The 15420-nt window shown below is 68.5% G+C and carries 14 protein-coding genes; 9 read left to right on the top strand and 5 right to left on the bottom strand.

All coding sequences use genetic code 11. The features are described from left to right. Positions 1–203 precede the first annotated feature (203 nt). The 5 genes from OVA06_RS03320 to OVA06_RS03300 all read left to right on the top strand — a co-directional run bounded on the left by OVA06_RS03320 (position 204) and on the right by OVA06_RS03300 (position 5730). The gene (locus OVA06_RS03320; protein WP_056076116.1) at positions 204–860 is read left to right on the top strand and encodes an arsenate reductase/protein-tyrosine-phosphatase family protein; all 657 of its coding nucleotides are present in this window, start codon (positions 204–206) and stop codon (positions 858–860) included. 98 nt (positions 861–958) lie between these two features. Beyond that, positions 959–2098: an LCP family protein gene (locus OVA06_RS03315; protein WP_268156281.1), complete on the top strand. Its 1140-nt coding sequence runs from the start codon at positions 959–961 to the stop codon at positions 2096–2098. A gap of 83 nt (positions 2099–2181) precedes the next feature. Further along, on the top strand, positions 2182–3879 hold the full coding sequence (locus OVA06_RS03310; protein WP_268156279.1) for an alkaline phosphatase D family protein: 1698 nt from the start codon (positions 2182–2184) through the stop codon (positions 3877–3879). A gap of 143 nt (positions 3880–4022) precedes the next feature. Next, entirely contained in the window at positions 4023–4799 is a 777-nt protein-coding gene (locus tag OVA06_RS03305; protein WP_268156278.1) for a histidine phosphatase family protein, read from the top strand. Continuing rightward, positions 4777–5730 carry an ADP-dependent NAD(P)H-hydrate dehydratase gene (locus OVA06_RS03300; protein WP_268160612.1) on the top strand — a complete coding sequence of 318 codons (954 nt, stop codon included), beginning with the start codon at positions 4777–4779 and terminating at the stop codon, positions 5728–5730. Before OVA06_RS03305 ends, OVA06_RS03300 begins: the two co-directional genes overlap by 23 nt. Positions 5731–5958: 228 nt before the next feature. Here OVA06_RS03300 and OVA06_RS03295 read toward each other — a convergent pair whose 3' ends face one another. Then, a complete protein-coding gene (locus tag OVA06_RS03295) occupies positions 5959–6381 on the bottom strand; it encodes an Hsp20/alpha crystallin family protein (RefSeq protein ID WP_056076127.1) in 423 nt (140 codons plus the stop codon). A 206-nt stretch (positions 6382–6587) separates the two neighbouring features. Next, on the bottom strand, positions 6588–6785 hold the full coding sequence (locus OVA06_RS03290; RefSeq protein WP_015938196.1) for a hypothetical protein: 198 nt from the start codon (positions 6783–6785) through the stop codon (positions 6588–6590). A gap of 226 nt (positions 6786–7011) precedes the next feature. Here OVA06_RS03290 and OVA06_RS03285 point away from each other — a divergent pair, with 226 nt between their 5' ends. The 3 genes from OVA06_RS03285 to OVA06_RS03275 all read left to right on the top strand — a co-directional run bounded on the left by OVA06_RS03285 (position 7012) and on the right by OVA06_RS03275 (position 10819). Next, positions 7012–9249 (top strand): S9 family peptidase, encoded by a 2238-nt coding sequence (locus tag OVA06_RS03285; RefSeq protein ID WP_268156276.1) that lies wholly within the window; start codon positions 7012–7014, stop codon positions 9247–9249. A gap of 162 nt (positions 9250–9411) precedes the next feature. Next, positions 9412–9618, top strand: coding sequence for a DUF2945 domain-containing protein (locus tag OVA06_RS03280; RefSeq protein WP_015938198.1), 207 nt, complete (start codon positions 9412–9414; stop codon positions 9616–9618). A gap of 4 nt (positions 9619–9622) precedes the next feature. After that, positions 9623–10819 carry an NAD(P)/FAD-dependent oxidoreductase gene (locus OVA06_RS03275; RefSeq protein WP_261620192.1) on the top strand — a complete coding sequence of 399 codons (1197 nt, stop codon included), beginning with the start codon at positions 9623–9625 and terminating at the stop codon, positions 10817–10819. On the opposite strand, the gene OVA06_RS03270 is transcribed toward OVA06_RS03275, so the two are convergent. Then, complete coding sequence (locus tag OVA06_RS03270; RefSeq protein ID WP_268156275.1) at positions 10803–11429, bottom strand: GNAT family N-acetyltransferase; 627 nt, start codon at positions 11427–11429, stop codon at positions 10803–10805. The two genes, OVA06_RS03275 and OVA06_RS03270, sit on opposite strands and share 17 nt — an antisense overlap. A gap of 8 nt (positions 11430–11437) precedes the next feature. Beyond that, complete coding sequence (locus tag OVA06_RS03265) at positions 11438–12598, bottom strand: acetate kinase (protein WP_268156273.1); 1161 nt, start codon at positions 12596–12598, stop codon at positions 11438–11440. 140 nt (positions 12599–12738) lie between these two features. Here OVA06_RS03265 and OVA06_RS03260 point away from each other — a divergent pair, with 140 nt between their 5' ends. Further along, a complete protein-coding gene (locus OVA06_RS03260) occupies positions 12739–13026 on the top strand; it encodes a hypothetical protein (RefSeq protein ID WP_056076141.1) in 288 nt (95 codons plus the stop codon). 67 nt (positions 13027–13093) lie between these two features. Here OVA06_RS03260 and pta read toward each other — a convergent pair whose 3' ends face one another. Further along, positions 13094–15163 (bottom strand): phosphate acetyltransferase, encoded by a 2070-nt coding sequence (pta, locus tag OVA06_RS03255; RefSeq protein WP_268156271.1) that lies wholly within the window; start codon positions 15161–15163, stop codon positions 13094–13096. Positions 15164–15420: the final 257 nt, after the last annotated feature.

Genomic DNA, 15420 nt, shown 5'->3' with positions numbered 1-15420 from the left:
CACCACCGAAACGCCCGCTCACTCCCGGCGGCTCTCACCGAAACGCGCGCCCACCATTCCAGCGCGAGGTGAGCGCGTCAGCTCCCAAGCAACCAAAGGTGAGCTCGCGTGCGGGGTGGGGCGGCCGCCGTCGGGCGTGTGCGTGTTAAGTTGAGAGGCACGGACTGTACGGTCCCGGCACCGGCTGGAAAGAGTAACTTCCCTTGGATATCCCCGCACCAGTAAGAATCCTGACCGTCTGCACCGGCAACATCTGCCGCTCGCCCGTGGCCGAGAGGCTGCTGCAGACAGGACTCAACCAGGTGGTGCCCGGCGGGTTCGAGGTGGCCAGCGCCGGAACCAGGGCCATGGTGGGCGATCCCATGCAGCCGATTTCGGCGGACATCGTGCGGACCTACGGCGGGGACCCGGACGGCTTCGAGGCCCGGCAGCTCAACTCCAAGATCCTTCGCGGGGTGGACCTGGTGCTCACCATGACTTCCGGCCACCGCGGCGAGGTGCTGCAGCAGGACGCGTCCATGCTGAAACGGACGTTCACCATCCGCGAGTTCGCCCGGATGCTCGACGTGCTGGACGGCCGTGCCACGGACGCCCCCGCCGAGGATCCCGGTGACGCCGACCCGCTGGCCGCGAACACCGCGTACTGGCGGAGCCTCCCGGCCCGTGCCGCAGGCGTCCGGCACCTGGCCCTGCCGGCGGATTCCGCGGAGAACGACATCATTGACCCCTACCGGCGCTCCCCCGAGGTGTACCGGCAGATGGAGGACGAGCTGGCCCCCGCCATCGTGTCCATCCTGCGGCATGCCCGACTCAACTCGGTGCCATCACGACGGCGGCACCCGGCGGTGTCCGGCCCGTGACCACCGTGCAGGTGACAGTTTGGCCACGGCTGTAGCCAACCGGGCACCGGCGGGCGGACACTGATCCCACCACAGTCACGGTGAGGTGAGGGGCCACTATGAGCACACCAGGCGGTTCGGACCCATCCGGTCCTGCGGGACCCGCTTCCCCGGGCGCCCACCCGCACGGGCGCTGGCTGGTGGCGCACGGCCGCCGCCGCTGGATCGCGGCGCTGCTGGCCCTGGTCCTGGTGGCTGCCGCCGTCGTGGCCGTCGTCAGCCTCAACCGCGCCGGCACCGTCACGCCGCCGGCCGCCCAGGGCACGGCGACCCAAAGCGAAACCACCACCCCCACGCCGTCGGAGACCCCGTCCGAAACGCCCCCGCCACCGGCGCCGGCGGCTCCTCCGCCGCCCCCGCCCATCGCGGAACTGCCTCCCGGGGCCATGAACGTCCTGGTGATCGGCAGCGACATCCGCGGCGGCACACCAGCAAAAGATGCCGCCGCGCACACGGCAGCCACCGGCGAAGCGCAGGACCACCGGGCGGACACCCTGATGGTGGTGCACGTCCCCGCTGACCGCAGCACGCTCTACCTCATCTCGATCAACCGCGACACGTGGGTGAACATCCCCGGTTACGGTGGCGCGAAGATCAACGCCGGGTTGGAATACGGCGGCATCGACATGCAGACCGCCGCCGTCCAGGAGCTGCTGGGAATCACCATCAACCACACCCTGATGCTGGACTTCGGCGGGTTCAAGCTCCTGGTGGACGGCCTGGGCGGCATCGACGTCAACGTGCCCATCGCGTTCCAGTCCACCATCGAGACCCAGCATGTGTTCCCCGCCGGCATGAACCACCTGGACGGCCAGGCGGCGCTGGAGTTCTCCCGGGAGCGGTACGCCTTCTCCGACGGCGACTTCCAGCGGGTCCGCGACCAGCAGATCATGCTCCGCGCCATCCTGGCCCGCCTCACCGCCGGCGGGGCGCTGAACGACGTCACGGCCGTGCGGTCCCTCGTGGAGTTCGCCTCCTGCTGCCTCACCGTGGACAAGGGCTTCGACCCAATCCAGGCCGCCATCCTGGCCTACAGCCTGCGGAACCTGGATGCCAACGCAATCCGCAGCATGACGCTTCCGACGGCGGGGTCCGGGTTCATTGCCGGGCAGTCGGTGCTGTTCCCGGATTACGGCGGCATCGCGGCGGTGGGTGCAGCCCTGCGGGAGGGCCGGATCGGCGAGCTCGCGACGCAGTAGTCAGGGCGCTGTTCAACCCGGGCTTACCCGCAGTTCACCCTGCCGAAAAGACCTGTGTGCACGGCGCCTGAAGGGTGGAGGGCATGACTGACATCTCGCGCCGCACCATAGTCAAGGGCTCCGTGCTCGCCGCCGCACTTGCCTCCGCCCCGGCCGCAGCGAACGCCGCCAACACAGCCACGCCCGCCGCACCCACCCGGTCACCGGCCGGCGTGGCCCTGGTCCGCAACCGGCTCACGCTCCCCAGCGGCATCGCCACCGGGGACGTCACCTCGGATTCGGCCGTCCTGTGGTCCCGGTCCTCGGAAGCTGGCCGCATGACGGCGGTGCTGCGGGCAGTGGACGACGGCGGCGCGGTCCTGCGCGGTCGGGGCGCCTTCGAGCGGGTCATCCGCGGGCCCCGGGCCACCCAGGCGTCCGACTTCACCGCGAAGATCCATGCAGGCAACCTCCCGTCCAACACCCGCTTCGCCCTGGAGATCAGTTTCGAGGACGACGGCGGCGCCACCGGCGAGTCCGCCCGCGGCACCTTCCGCACGGCACCGGACAGGGGCGCGGTCAACGGCAAGGGACGCACCGGCGGGACGGGCAACGGCGGCGACGTCCCGGCGTCGTACGCGCAAAGCTTCGTCTGGACCGGCGACACCGCAGGCCAGGGCTGGGGCATCAACGAGGAGGTGGGCGGCATGTTCGGCTACCGGGCCATGCACCAGACCCGGCCGGACTTCTTCATCCACTCCGGCGACACCGTGTACGCGGACGGCCCGCTCACCGAAACCGTGGTGGAAAAGGACGGGCAGGTGTGGCGGAACCTGGTCACCGAGGAGGTGTCCAAGGTGGCCGAGACGCTCACCGAATACCGCGGCCGGCACCGCTACAACATGATGGACGCCAACATGCGGGCCATGTTCGCGGACGTCCCGGTGATCGCCAACTGGGACGATCACGAAACCACCAACAACTGGTACCCCGGCGAGGTCCTGGACGATCCCCGCTACACGGTCCAGGACGTCAACACCCTCGCCGCCCGCGGCCGGCAGGCCTGGCAGGAAAACATGCCCATCGCGGACAGCAGCGCGTTGTGGCGCCCGGGCACGTTCGACGACGGCGGCCAGTACCAGCCGGCCCGCATCTACCGGAAGATCTCCCGCGGCCCGCAGCTGGACATCTTCTGCCTGGACATGCGCACCTTCAAATCCCCCAACACGGACGGCAAGGAGGCGTACACCACCAACATCCTGGGCCAGGAGCAGGTGGACTGGCTGATCCGGGAGGTCTCGAAGTCCAAGGCCACGTGGAAGGTCATTGCCGCCGACCTGCCGTTGGGCATCATCGTCCCGGACGGCGCCGTGAACCAGGAGAGCCTGGCCAACCGCGACGACGGCGCTCCCCTGGGCCGCGAGCTAGAGATCGCCGGGGTGCTGAGCGCCTTCAAGAAGAACCGGGTGAAGAACGTGGTGTGGCTGACCGCCGACGTGCATTACTGCGCGGCCCACCACTACTCCCCCGAGCGCGCAGCCTTCACCGATTTCGACCCGTTCTGGGAATTCGTGGCCGGCCCCATCGCCGCGGGCTCGTTCGGACCCAACTCCATGGACGGCACCTTCGGTCCCGAGGTGGTGTTCGCCAAAGCAGGCCGCTTCCCGGGCGAATCACCGCGCGACGGCGAAAACCAGTTCTTCGGGCACGTCCAGCTGGGCGAGGACAACAGTTTCACCGCCAGCCTCCGGAACGCCAACGGCGCCACGGTGTTCTCCAAGGTGCTGACCCCGGAGCGGTAGGACGCACGACGCCGGCCGGGGCACCCTGGACTCCGCCACCGGGCGCCCCCGCCGCCGTCCGCCCGTTTATCTTTCCGGCCCTGTGGGTACGGCCGCTGGTAGTGTTCCGGATTCGGCACGGACGCGGACGGGGAGTGATTTTCATGAACGACGACGGACTGACGGAAGCGGTGCAGGAAGCCGGCGCGGTGGAACTGCTGCTGATCCGGCACGGCGAGAGCGAAGGCAACGTGGCCGCCACCGAGGCCCACCTGGCGGGTGCGGAGATTATCGAGGTCCCGGCACGCGATGCCGACGTGAACCTCTCTGACGTGGGCCAGGACCAGGCTGCGGCGCTGGGGACGGCTTTGGCCCGGATCGCCGAGGACTACCGGCCGGACGCTGTGGTGTCCTCCCCCTATGCCCGGGCACACCAGACGGCGGAAATCGCCGTGGGGGCTGCCGGCTGGTCCGTGAAGGTGCAGGTGGACGAGCGGCTGCGTGACCGTGAGCTGGGCATCCTGGACCGGCTGACCCGGGTGGGCGTTGAGACGCGCTACCCGGAGGAAGCCGAACGGCGGTCCTGGCAGGGGAAGCTGTACTACCGTCCGCCGGGCGGGGAGTCCTGGGCTGATGTGGCGCTCCGGCTCCGCTCCGTGCTGGCCGAGCTGAACAACCTCGGCACCGGTCACCGGGTGATGCTGGTCTGCCACGACGCCGTGATCCTGCTCTTCCGCTACCTGCTGGAGGGCATGACGGAGCAGGAGCTGCTGGACCTCGCGGCCAGTACCTCGGTGCTGAACGCATCGATGACCCGGTATGTGCGGCCGTCCGGTGCGGGGCCGTGGACGCTGGAGAGCTTCAACGTCGCTGACCACCTGGCCGAGCAGGGCGTCGAAGTCACCGAACATGCCGGAGATGCCAGTGTCCGCCCGCGGTGACTCCGGCCCCGAGCTGGTGACGCCCTCGCTGCTGCGGGACTGGCGGCTGCCATCCCCGGGCGAGGACAAGTATTCGCGTGGCTCGGTACTGGTGGTGGGTGGTGCACGCGCCACCCCAGGTGCTGCGCTGCTGGCCGGCACCGCCGCTCTGCGTGCCGGTGCCGGGAAGCTGACGCTCGCCGTGGCCGGATCCGTGGCGGTCCAGATGGGTGTCGCCCTGCCGGAGTGCGGTGCCATCGGACTGCCGGAGACCGCCGGCGGATCGGTTACCTCGGAGGGCGTGGACAGGATCGGCTCCTCCCTCGACTCCGCCGATGCCATCCTGGTGGGGCCCGGGCTCGACGACCCTGACCTGGCACGGGAGCTTCTTGAGGCCCTCCTGGCGCGGGAGGAGGCAGCGCGTGACAACGACGGCGGTACCGGCTCCGGCGCGGCCGGCAGCGAAGGAGGCCCCGCCGTCGTCCTGGACGCGTTCGCGCTGGCCGCGCTCGCGGAGCTGGAGGACCGGGTGGGGCCGTGGCGGGGCCGGCTGATCCTGACTCCGAACCCCACCGAGTCCGGCATCCTGCTGGGCCGGGACACTAAGGATCTGGAAACGGACGTGGCCGAAATCGCCCGCAGGTTCGGTGCGGTGGTGAGCTGCCAGGGGCTGATCGCGCGGCCGCCGGGCGTTGGCCCGGAGGAATCCGAGCTGTGGAAGATCTCCACGGGACACGGCGGGCTGGGAACCTCGGGCAGCGGGGATGTCCTGGCCGGGGCGATCGCCGGTGTGCGCGCCCGCGGAACCACCGGCGCGCAGGCCGCCTGCTGGGGCACGCACCTGCACGCGGCAGCGGCCGACCGGCTGGCCAGCAGGATGGGGCCGCTCGGATTCCTGGCCCGCGAACTCGCCGACGAACTGCCGGCGCTGATGCTGGAGCTCGGCACCTGACGATGCCCCGGCAAGCGGATGGCCCCCCTGCATCAACGCGGAGGGCCACCGTCTCGGAGGGGATCACTCGCAACTGCCGATGCGCTACCGGCGCTGTGGCGTTCCATAGTGGCAATCGCCCGAAACTGGCAGATACAACGCGTTCGGATCCTCCCGGTATCCCCCGTTCTACACCGCGGGGACGCCCATCACAAGGCATCCCCGCCGGTAACTTGGACGGCGCAGAACCTAAGCTGCGATTTCCTGCTTGGCTCCCTTCATCTCGATTTCGATCTTGCGCGGCTTGGCCTTCTCGGCAACCGGGATCCGCAACGTCAGGACACCGGCGTCGTAGCTGGCCTTCACGTTTTCCGTGTCCAGGGTGTCGCCGAGGATCAACTGGCGGCTGAAGACACCGCGCGGCCGCTCGGAGGCGATCAGTTCGGTGTTGTTGGCGGCGGGATCCGGGCGTTCGGCGCGGACGGTCAGCACGTTGCGTTCCACATCCAGGTCCACGGACTCGGGCGAAACTCCGGGCAGGTCGAAGGCGACCACAAAGTCATGGTCCTCCCGCCAGGCGTCCATCGGCATGGCTGCCGGACGGGCTGCCGTCCCGAGGACCTGCTGGGCCAGCCTGTCCAGCTCGCGGAACGGATCGGTTCGCATCAACATGGCTTCCTCCTCATTAGGGTGGTCCAACACTGTGTAAGTTTTCAGCCGATCTATGGTGGCTGATATAGATTTTTTAGCACCGGCAGCAGAGGTATGCAAGCCCGTCCGGCGAAAATTTTCCGGCGGTTCAGTACACGCTCCGGGACAAGCCAAAGGGGCCCTCCGCACATCTGCAGAGGGCCCCTTCGACAGGTTCGTTCTGGCGCCTAGTCCCGCGTGGGATCAGGGCGGAGGGGTGCCGGCCCCGGGTCGGGGACGGGCAACGGACCGGGCGGCTCGGGGGTGGGGAACGGGCTGGGCGCCGGCGGGCCGGGGTGGCCGGGCTGCGTGGGATCGGGCGATGTTGGATCCGGACCGGGCTCCGGCGGGAACGGCGACGGTTCGTGCACTGGCGGGATGGTCATGGATCTTCCCCTCTCACGCTGGGCGTAGGTGCCTTGAACTGAACACGATACGCCTGCCGCCCCCGGCCGGACAGGCCTTACTCCCCGCAACGCGCGCCCACTCCCCCTCTGCGGGAAATCCGCGTCAGCCAGAATTCCCCGCTGCCGGTGGCGGAAGGAATCAGGGGTTTCTTCCCCGGTAGCGAACGCCGGCCCCGGTGAAGTGCCCGGTCTATATATTGAGTCCATGACCTCCACTCCGCTGCAGAACTCCGCCAGCACGCCAGCGTCCGCCGCCACCCCGCCCGTGGCCAAGAAGGTGCCCACCGAAAGGACGCACCATGGGGACACCTACGTGGACAACTATGAGTGGCTGCGGGACAAGGAGTCCGCCGAGGTGGTGGAGCACCTGAAGGCCGAGAACGCCTACCAGGAAGCGGTCACTGCCCACCAGGAGCCGCTGCGCGAAGCCATCTTCCAGGAGATCAAGGGACGCACCCAGGAAACCGACCTCTCCGTCCCCCACCGCAAGGACGGCTGGTGGTACTTCAGCCGCTCGGTGGAGGGCAAGGAGTACGGCATCCAGTGCCGCGTCCGCGCCAGCGACACCCATGACAGGATCGCCGACTGGACCCCGCCGGCCGTGGAACCCGGAGTCGAAATCCCCGGCGAAGAAGTCCTGCTGGACGGCAACATCGAGGCCGAGGGCAAGCCGTTCTTCTCCGTGGGCGGCACCGCCGTGACAGTGGACGGCACCCTCTACGCCTACGCCGTGGACAACTCCGGCGACGAACGCTTCACCCTCCGGATCAAGGACCTCCGCACCGGCGAACTGCTGCCGGACGTCATTGAAAACATCTTCTACGGAGTGTCCTTCTCCCCTGATGGCACCCGGCTCTTCTACACCGTGGTGGATGACTCCTGGCGCCCGTACCAGGTGAAGGCGCACGTCCTGGGCACCCCGGTCAGCGAGGACACGGTGATCTACCAGGAGGACGACACCGCCATGTGGCTCGGTTTCGAGCTCTCCTCGGACCGGCGTTACCTGGTCCTGGGCATCGGCTGCTCCGAGTACAGCGAAACCCGGCTGCTCCGCTTCGACGACCCCGCGCAGGAGGTCACCACTGTTATTTCGCGGGACGAGCGCGTCCTGTATGAGGCGGAGCCGTTCCTGCTCGAAGGCCCGGACGGCGTCAAGGCAGAGAAGATCCTGCTCACCCACAACCGCGGAGCCATCAACTCCATGATCTGCCTGGCGGACCCCGCCGAGCTGGCAAAGCCGCTGGCGGAGCAGGCCTGGCAGACCGTCGTCGAGCATTCCGACGACGTCCGCGTCAACGGTGCCAGCGTCACGTCCACGCACCTCATCGCCTCCATCCGCAAGGACACCATCGAGCGCGTCCAGTTGATGGGGCTGGCCGGGCTGGGCACGCCGGCGCAGCAGGCCCCGGTGGAACCGGCGTTTGACGAGGAGCTGTACACCGCCGGGGTGGGCGGCTCGGACTACGAGGCACCCGTCATCCGGCTGGGCTACACGTCCTACTTCACGCCGTCGCGCATTTACGACTTTGTCCTGCCCACCGCGGAACAGCCCGCCGGCGAGCTGCTGCTGCGCAAGGAAAGCCCCGTCCTGGGCGGCTATGACGGCAGCGACTACGTGGCCACCCGCGAATGGGCGACGGCGGCGGACGGCACGCGCATCCCGCTGTCCGTCCTGCGGCACAAGGGCGTCAAGCAGGATTCGACGGCGGCCGGCCTGGTGTACGGATACGGCTCCTATGAGCTGAGCATGGACCCCGGGTTCGGAATCGCGCGGCTCTCGCTGCTGGACCGCGGTGTGGTGTTCGTGATCGCCCATATCCGCGGCGGCGGTGAACTGGGCCGGCACTGGTACGAGGACGGCAAGAAGCTCACCAAGAAGAACACGTTCACGGATTTCGTGGACGCCACAGACTGGCTGGCCAATTCGGGGTGGGTGGACCCTGCGCGGATCGCGGCGCTGGGCGGCTCGGCGGGCGGCCTGCTGATGGGCGCCATCGCCAACATGGCGCCGGAGAAGTACGCGGCCGTCGTGGCCCAGGTGCCGTTCGTGGACCCGCTCACCAGCATCCTGGACCCGGACCTGCCCCTCTCCGCCCTCGAGTGGGAGGAATGGGGCAACCCGATAACCGACGCCGACGTGTACGCGTACATGAAGTCCTACTCGCCCTACGAAAACGTGCGGGAAGTGCCCTACCCCAAGATCGCCGCCGTGACGTCCTTCAACGACACCCGCGTCCTCTACGTGGAACCCGCCAAGTGGGTGCAGGAACTGCGGAACCGCACCACCGGATCCGAGCCGGTCCTCATGAAGATCGAGATGGACGGCGGCCACGGCGGCGCCTCAGGCCGGTACGTGCAGTGGCGCGAACGGGCGTGGGACTACGCGTTCATTGCCGACTCCCTGGGCGCCACCGAACTGCTGCCGGGGGCCGGACTCAAGTAGGTCCTCCTGAAGCGGGGCATACGACGGCGGCGCGGGGCCGCCGTCGTACGTCCCGCCTTCCTCCCGCGCCTGGATGCCCCCTCCATGGGTATCCATAAATGATCACCATGCTTACTATTGTTGGGCAGTTGTTTTCCGCCACCGGATGCCGAAGGAGCAGCAATGTCACTCAGCAAGGGAACGCACGTGGAGTGGAACACCTCCCAGGGCAAGACGCACGGCAAGATCGTGGAGAAGAAGACCAGCGATTTCGAGCTGGACGGCAACACCCACCGTGCCAGCAAGGATGAACCGCAGTACGTGGTGGAATCGGACAAGACCGGTGCCCGGGCGGCGCACAAGGCGTCGGCCCTGACCGAGAAGAAGTAGCGCCGTGGCCGCTTTGCATGAAGTGGTCATCATTGGCGGCGGCAACGCGGGAGTGTCGCTGGCGGCGCGGCTGGAGCGGTACGGGGTCAGGGACGTGGCGCTCATCGAGCCCAAGGACCACCACTTCTACCAGCCACTGTTCTCGCACATTGCCGGCGGCCGCGCGCAGGCTAAGGAGGCAGTCCGGAGCCAGGCCGCGGTGATCCCGCCCGGAGTCGAATGGATCCGGGACGCTGCCGTGGACGTGGACGCGAACACCAACACGGTCACGCTGGCATCCGGCTCAACTGTTGGCTACGGGCAGCTGGTGGTCTGCCCTGGGCTGCAGTACGACTGGGACGCCGTGCCGGGCTTGGCCGATGCTGTCCATTCGCCGTACGGCGCCACGCACTACGAGTTTGAGCTGGCATCAAAAGCCTGGACCCTCCTCAGCGGCCTGACCTCGGGGACGGCCGTGTTCACCATGCCTGCCGGGCCCATCAAATGCGGCGGAGCCAGCCAGAAGCCCATGTACCTGGCCTGCGACTACTGGCGGCAACAGGGCGTCCTGGACCAGATCCGCGTGGTGATGGTCCAGCCCTACCCCACCGTGTTCGGTGTGCCCGAGGTGGACCGCGAACTGGACCGGAAGATCGCCGAGTACGGCATCGAGCTGCGGACGGACAGCGAACTGGTGTCCGTCGACGCAGCCCGCCGGGAGGCGACCATCCGCAGCCTCGGCTCAGGCAGCCAGGAAACCCTGCAGTACGACGTCCTCAACGCGGTGCCGCCGCAGTCCGCGCCGGACTGGCTGAAGGCCACCGACCTCCCGGCACCGGCGGACAAAGGCGGTTTCGTGGAAGTGGACCGGCAGACCCTCCGCCACCTGCGGTACCCCAACGTCTGGTCGCTGGGTGACGCCGCAGGCACTACCAATTCGAAATCCGGCGGGGCGCTGCGCAAGCAGACCAAGGTTGTAGCCAAGAACCTGGTGGCCGCCCGGAAAGGAAAGCCGCTCACGCAGAAGTACAACGGCTATTCGGTCTGCCCGTTCACCGTCTCACGCGACACCGTAGTGTTCGCCGAGTTCGACGACCGCTACCGGCCCATGCCCACCATTCCCCGGATCCCCACCTGGAACGAAAGCAAGGCGTCCTGGGTGGTGGACCGCGACGTCTTCCCGCAGGTCTATTGGAACCTCATCCTCAAGGGCCGGGCGTAGGGACCCCGCCGGACCCGGCCGGCGCGTCGGCGGACACCGGCACATCGCCGGCCCGCCACTCGCCGGCCCGCCACTCGTCCGCGCGGACCGCGTAGATCATCTCCGTTGCCCACTGGTCCTTGTAGAACCATTTGTCCACGTGGCGGCCCTCCAGCCGCATGCCCAGGCGCCGGCAGAGCGCGGCGGAGGCAGTGTTGAGTTCGTCCAGCCGTGCTTCGATCCGGCGCAGGCCAAGCTCCCCGAAACCAAGGTCCAGGACCGCTGCCGCCGCCTCGGTGGCGTCGCCCTTACCCCGCGCCTGCGGTGCCATGGACCAGCCCACTTCCGCCTGGCCGCGGCCCGGAAGCCACTTGAGCACCACTTCCCCCAGCAGGCCCGGCTCCCCTGCGGCTTCTATGGCCAGGCAGAGCCAGTCGCCTTCCTTCTCGTAGACGAAGTTGGCGTATTTCCCCACCGACTCCATGGATTTGGTGTAGCTCTTGGCCGGCCCGGGCAGGAACCGGGCGGTCTCCGCCAGCGAGTGGTAGGCGTGGAACGCCTCCAGGTCCCCGGCCTCGAAGCGCCGCAGGACCAGGCGCCCGGTACGGATGGGCAGCGCGATGTCCGGCATTGGGGCGGCTACCGGCCGGAACTTACGACGGCGGCCGTCGCCTCCGCGATGGCGCGCTCCTCGTCGGTGGGAACCACCAGGACGGGGATGGCGGACTGCGGCGTGGAAATAACGCGCGGTTCCTTGGACCGGGCGGCATTGAGGCCGGCGTCGACCTCTATGCCCAGCGCACCCAGGCGGTCGGCGACCAGCGCCCGGAACTGGTGGGAGTTCTCGCCGATGCCAGCCGTGAACACCAGCGCCTTGGCCCCGCCGACGGCCACATGGTAGCCGCCGATGTACTTGGCCAGCCGGTAGGAGGTGACGGCGAGCGCCATGGCGGCTTTGGCGTCGCCGTCCTCGGAGGCCTCCACCACGGAGCGCATGTCATTGTTGCCGGCCAGGCCCTTGAGCCCGGACTCCCGGTTGAGCATGGAGTCCAGGTCCTCGGGTGTCCAGCCGGCGCGGCCCAGGAACACCAGGATGGATGGGTCCAGGTCGCCGGAGCGGGTGCCCATCACCAGGCCTTCAAGCGGGGTGAAGCCCATGGAGGTGTCCACGGAGTGGCCGCCCTGGATCGCCGTGACGGAGGCGCCGTTGCCCAGGTGGGCGATGACGGCGTCGAACTCCTCCACTGGCAGGTCCAGCAGTGCAGCAGCACGGCGCGCGACGTACTCGTGCGAGGTGCCGTGGAAGCCATAGCGGCGGATGCCGTGGTTGGTGTAGAGCTCGTCCGGGACGGCGTAGCGCCAGGCGTGCTCGGGAAGGGTCCGGTGGAAGGCGGTATCGAACACGGCCACCTGCGGCATGTCCGGCCATTTCCTGGTGATGGCGCGGATGCCCAGGACGTTGGCGGGGTTGTGCAAAGGTGCCAGCGGGTTGAGGCGCTCGATGGCGCGGGTGATCTCGTTGTCGATCAGTACCGGCTCAGCGAACCGCTCCCCGCCATGCACCACCCGGTGCCCCACGGCCCCGAGTTCCAGGTCGCCCAGCTCTTCATGAATGGCGGCTTCCACCTGTTCCAGCGCCTCGGCATGGTCCCGCGGGCCCACGATTTCGCCGTCCCCGCCACCGCCGTTGCCCATGCCGATCTTCTCGATGAGCCCCTCGGTCAGCACCGTCCCGGCGGCCACATCGCGCACCTGGTATTTGAGCGAGGACGAGCCGGAGTTGATGACGAGCACGAGCATGCGGGGCCTCCTGGGGCTTGCTTCTGCAGTTCAACCCCCACTATAGGTGGCAGCACTGACAGGAGGGTTTCCTTGCGCATGCAGCCCGGCTGTGCCTATGGTCGGCGGACAGGCTGGACCACGTCGAGAGGACTGTCCCAATGACGAACGACCCCACTTCCAACGAAGAGAAGGATCCCACCAACACCGGATCCAGCAGCACCGCGCCGCTTGGTTCCGAGGGGGGCTCCGGTTCCAAGGACCCTACCGGTGTGGAGGGCTCCAACCCGGCGCTGGACGATACCGGAGACCTCAAGGCCGCCGAAACCGGGGACTCCCCCGAGGCGCCCGAGGACCGTGAAGGCCTGGACCTGACCCCGCAGGGGCTGTCCGATGAGCCGGCCAAGGAAGAGGACGACGACAGCCTCGCCAAGCCGGACAACAGCTAAGCATCACAAAAAGTACGACGGCGGCACCAGGCTTTTCGCCAAAGCCGGGTGCCGTCGTCGTGCTTCCCTAGGCCTGGGCCTGGATGGCTGTGATGGCCACCGTGTTGACGATGTCCTCCACTGTGCAGCCGCGGGAAAGATCGTTGACAGGTTTCCGCAGGCCCTGCAGGACGGGCCCGACGGCGACGGCCCCGGAGCTCTGCTGCACCGCCTTGTAGGTGTTGTTGCCGGTGTTCAGGTCCGGGAAGATGAAGACGGTGGCCTGCCCTGCCACGGATGAACCGGGCATCTTGGATTCCGCGATGGAGGCGTCCACGGCGGCGTCGTACTGGATGGGCCCTTCGACGGCGAGGTCCGGGCGGCGCTCCCGCACCAGCTCGGTGGCCTGCCGCACCTCGTCCACGGCCTCGCCCGAACCGGAGCCGCCGGTGGAGTAGGACAGCATGGCCACCCTGGGCTCCACCCCGAACTGCGCCGCCGTCTCCGCGGACGCAAGCGCGATGTCCGCCAGCTGCTCCACGTTGGGGTCCGGGTTCACGGCACAGTCACCGTATACCAGCACCCGGTCCGGCATGAGCATCAGGAATACCGAGGACACAATCTTCACGCCCTCCCGGGTCTTCACGAATTCCAGGGCCGGCCGGATGGTGTGGGCGGTGGTGTGCGCGGCGCCGGAGACCATGCCGTCCACCACGCCCAGTTGGACCATCATGGTGCCGAAGTAGCTGACGTCCTGCATGATTTCGAGCGCCTTGGCCAGGTCAACGCCCTTGTGGGCGCGGAGTTCGGCGTACTTTTCGGCGAACTGCTGCCGCAGCTCCGAGGTTGCCGGATCCACGATGTTGATCCCGGTGAGATCGATGCCCCGGGAGGCCGCCAGTTCGCGCACGTCCGTTTCGGGTCCGAGGACCGTGAGGTCGCAAACGTCGCGGCGGTGCAGGATCTCGGCGGCGCGCAGGATGCGGACGTCGGTTCCCTCCGGCAGGACCACGTGGCGGCGCTGGGCACGGGCACGTTCGATCAGGTCGTGCAGGAACCGCAGCGGCGTCATCCGTTCCGGCCGGGGCAGGTGCAGCCGCTCCATCAGCTCTGCTTCGTCCACGCGCCGGGACCACAGTCCCAGGGCGGAGGCCACCTTGCGGCGGTGCCCGGACCAGATCTCGCTGCGGACCTCGGACACGCGCCGGGCGGTGGTGTAGGTGTCCGCGCCGGCGGCAAAAACGGGGAAGGGTGCCTGGGCAAGGAGCGGGTAGATGTTGGCATCCGGGGCAAGCCCGCCGGTGAGGATAAGGGCGGAGGCCACCGGGAACTCCGGCGAGAACGAGGACGCCAGGCAGGCCACCATCACATCGGCCCGGTCCCCCGGCACTATCACCAGGGCGCCCTCTTCCAGGACATTGAGGAAGTTGCCCACGTTCATGGCGGCCACCTTGATGTCCTTCACATCCCGCTCCATGTCCGCCCGCCCGGCGATCTGCCGGACGCCCAGGGCCGCGGCCACCTCGCCGGTGGTGGGGCGGGCGATCTCCTCCAGCTCGGGCAGGACGTAGACGGGACGCTTGGAGGCACCGGGCTTGATGGCGGCGGCGATAGCCTCGACGTCGTCCGGGTCCGCCCGGTTCACCAGGATGGCCAGCAGCGAGCATTTCTCGGCGGCGAGTTCCTTGCGGGCAACCTCGACGGCGGCAGCGGCCTCCGCGACGGTCCGCCCCTTGGCACCCACCACGGCCACGATGGGGGCAGCGAGGTTGTTGGCCAGGCGCGCGTTGAGGTCGAATTCGACGGCGGCGTCCTGGCCCGTGAGGTCCGTCCCCTCCACAATCACCACATCGCAGTGCCGGGCAATGTCGGCGAAGATTTCCACGCAGCGGGCGTCGATCTCCTCGCGCTGACCCTCGGCCAGCAGCGTCCGGACCTCCTCGAAGGTGAGGCCGCCCCGGCAGCGTTCATCCTGCAGGGCAAACCGGGACTTCATCAGGGTGACCATGGGGTCCTCGCCGGCCACCGGGCCCTGGACCACGGGCTTGAAGAAGCCGATCCGGTCCGCGTGCCGGTGCAGGGTGTCCGCCAGGCCGAGGGCCACAAGGGACTTGCCCGAGCCCGGGGTGGTTGCGCTGACGTAGATGCCTTTGGCCATGGTCCGCCCTTTGCTGTTTTGCTGGTGCCGGTCCTCCCATCCTTGCACCTCCGGCGCCCCAAGTGACAAAGGTGCGCGCCGCCGTCGCGCGTTCCCGCCCGGTTGCTTTTCCATCCACCGTGCGGCGCGCCGCGGACGACGGCGTGTCCCCCGGTTCGGTGCGCGGAGCGGCGAAGTAGCCGGGCGGGAAGGCCCGGGCCGGGCGGCCCCACCCTTGACATCGGACCCCGTTATGGGATTACCTAATGAACATTCGG

This window comes from Pseudarthrobacter sp. SL88, assembly GCF_026672455.1.
GTDB lineage: Bacteria > Actinomycetota > Actinomycetes > Actinomycetales > Micrococcaceae > Arthrobacter.
This window is presented reverse-complemented; position numbering and strand designations above follow the sequence as displayed.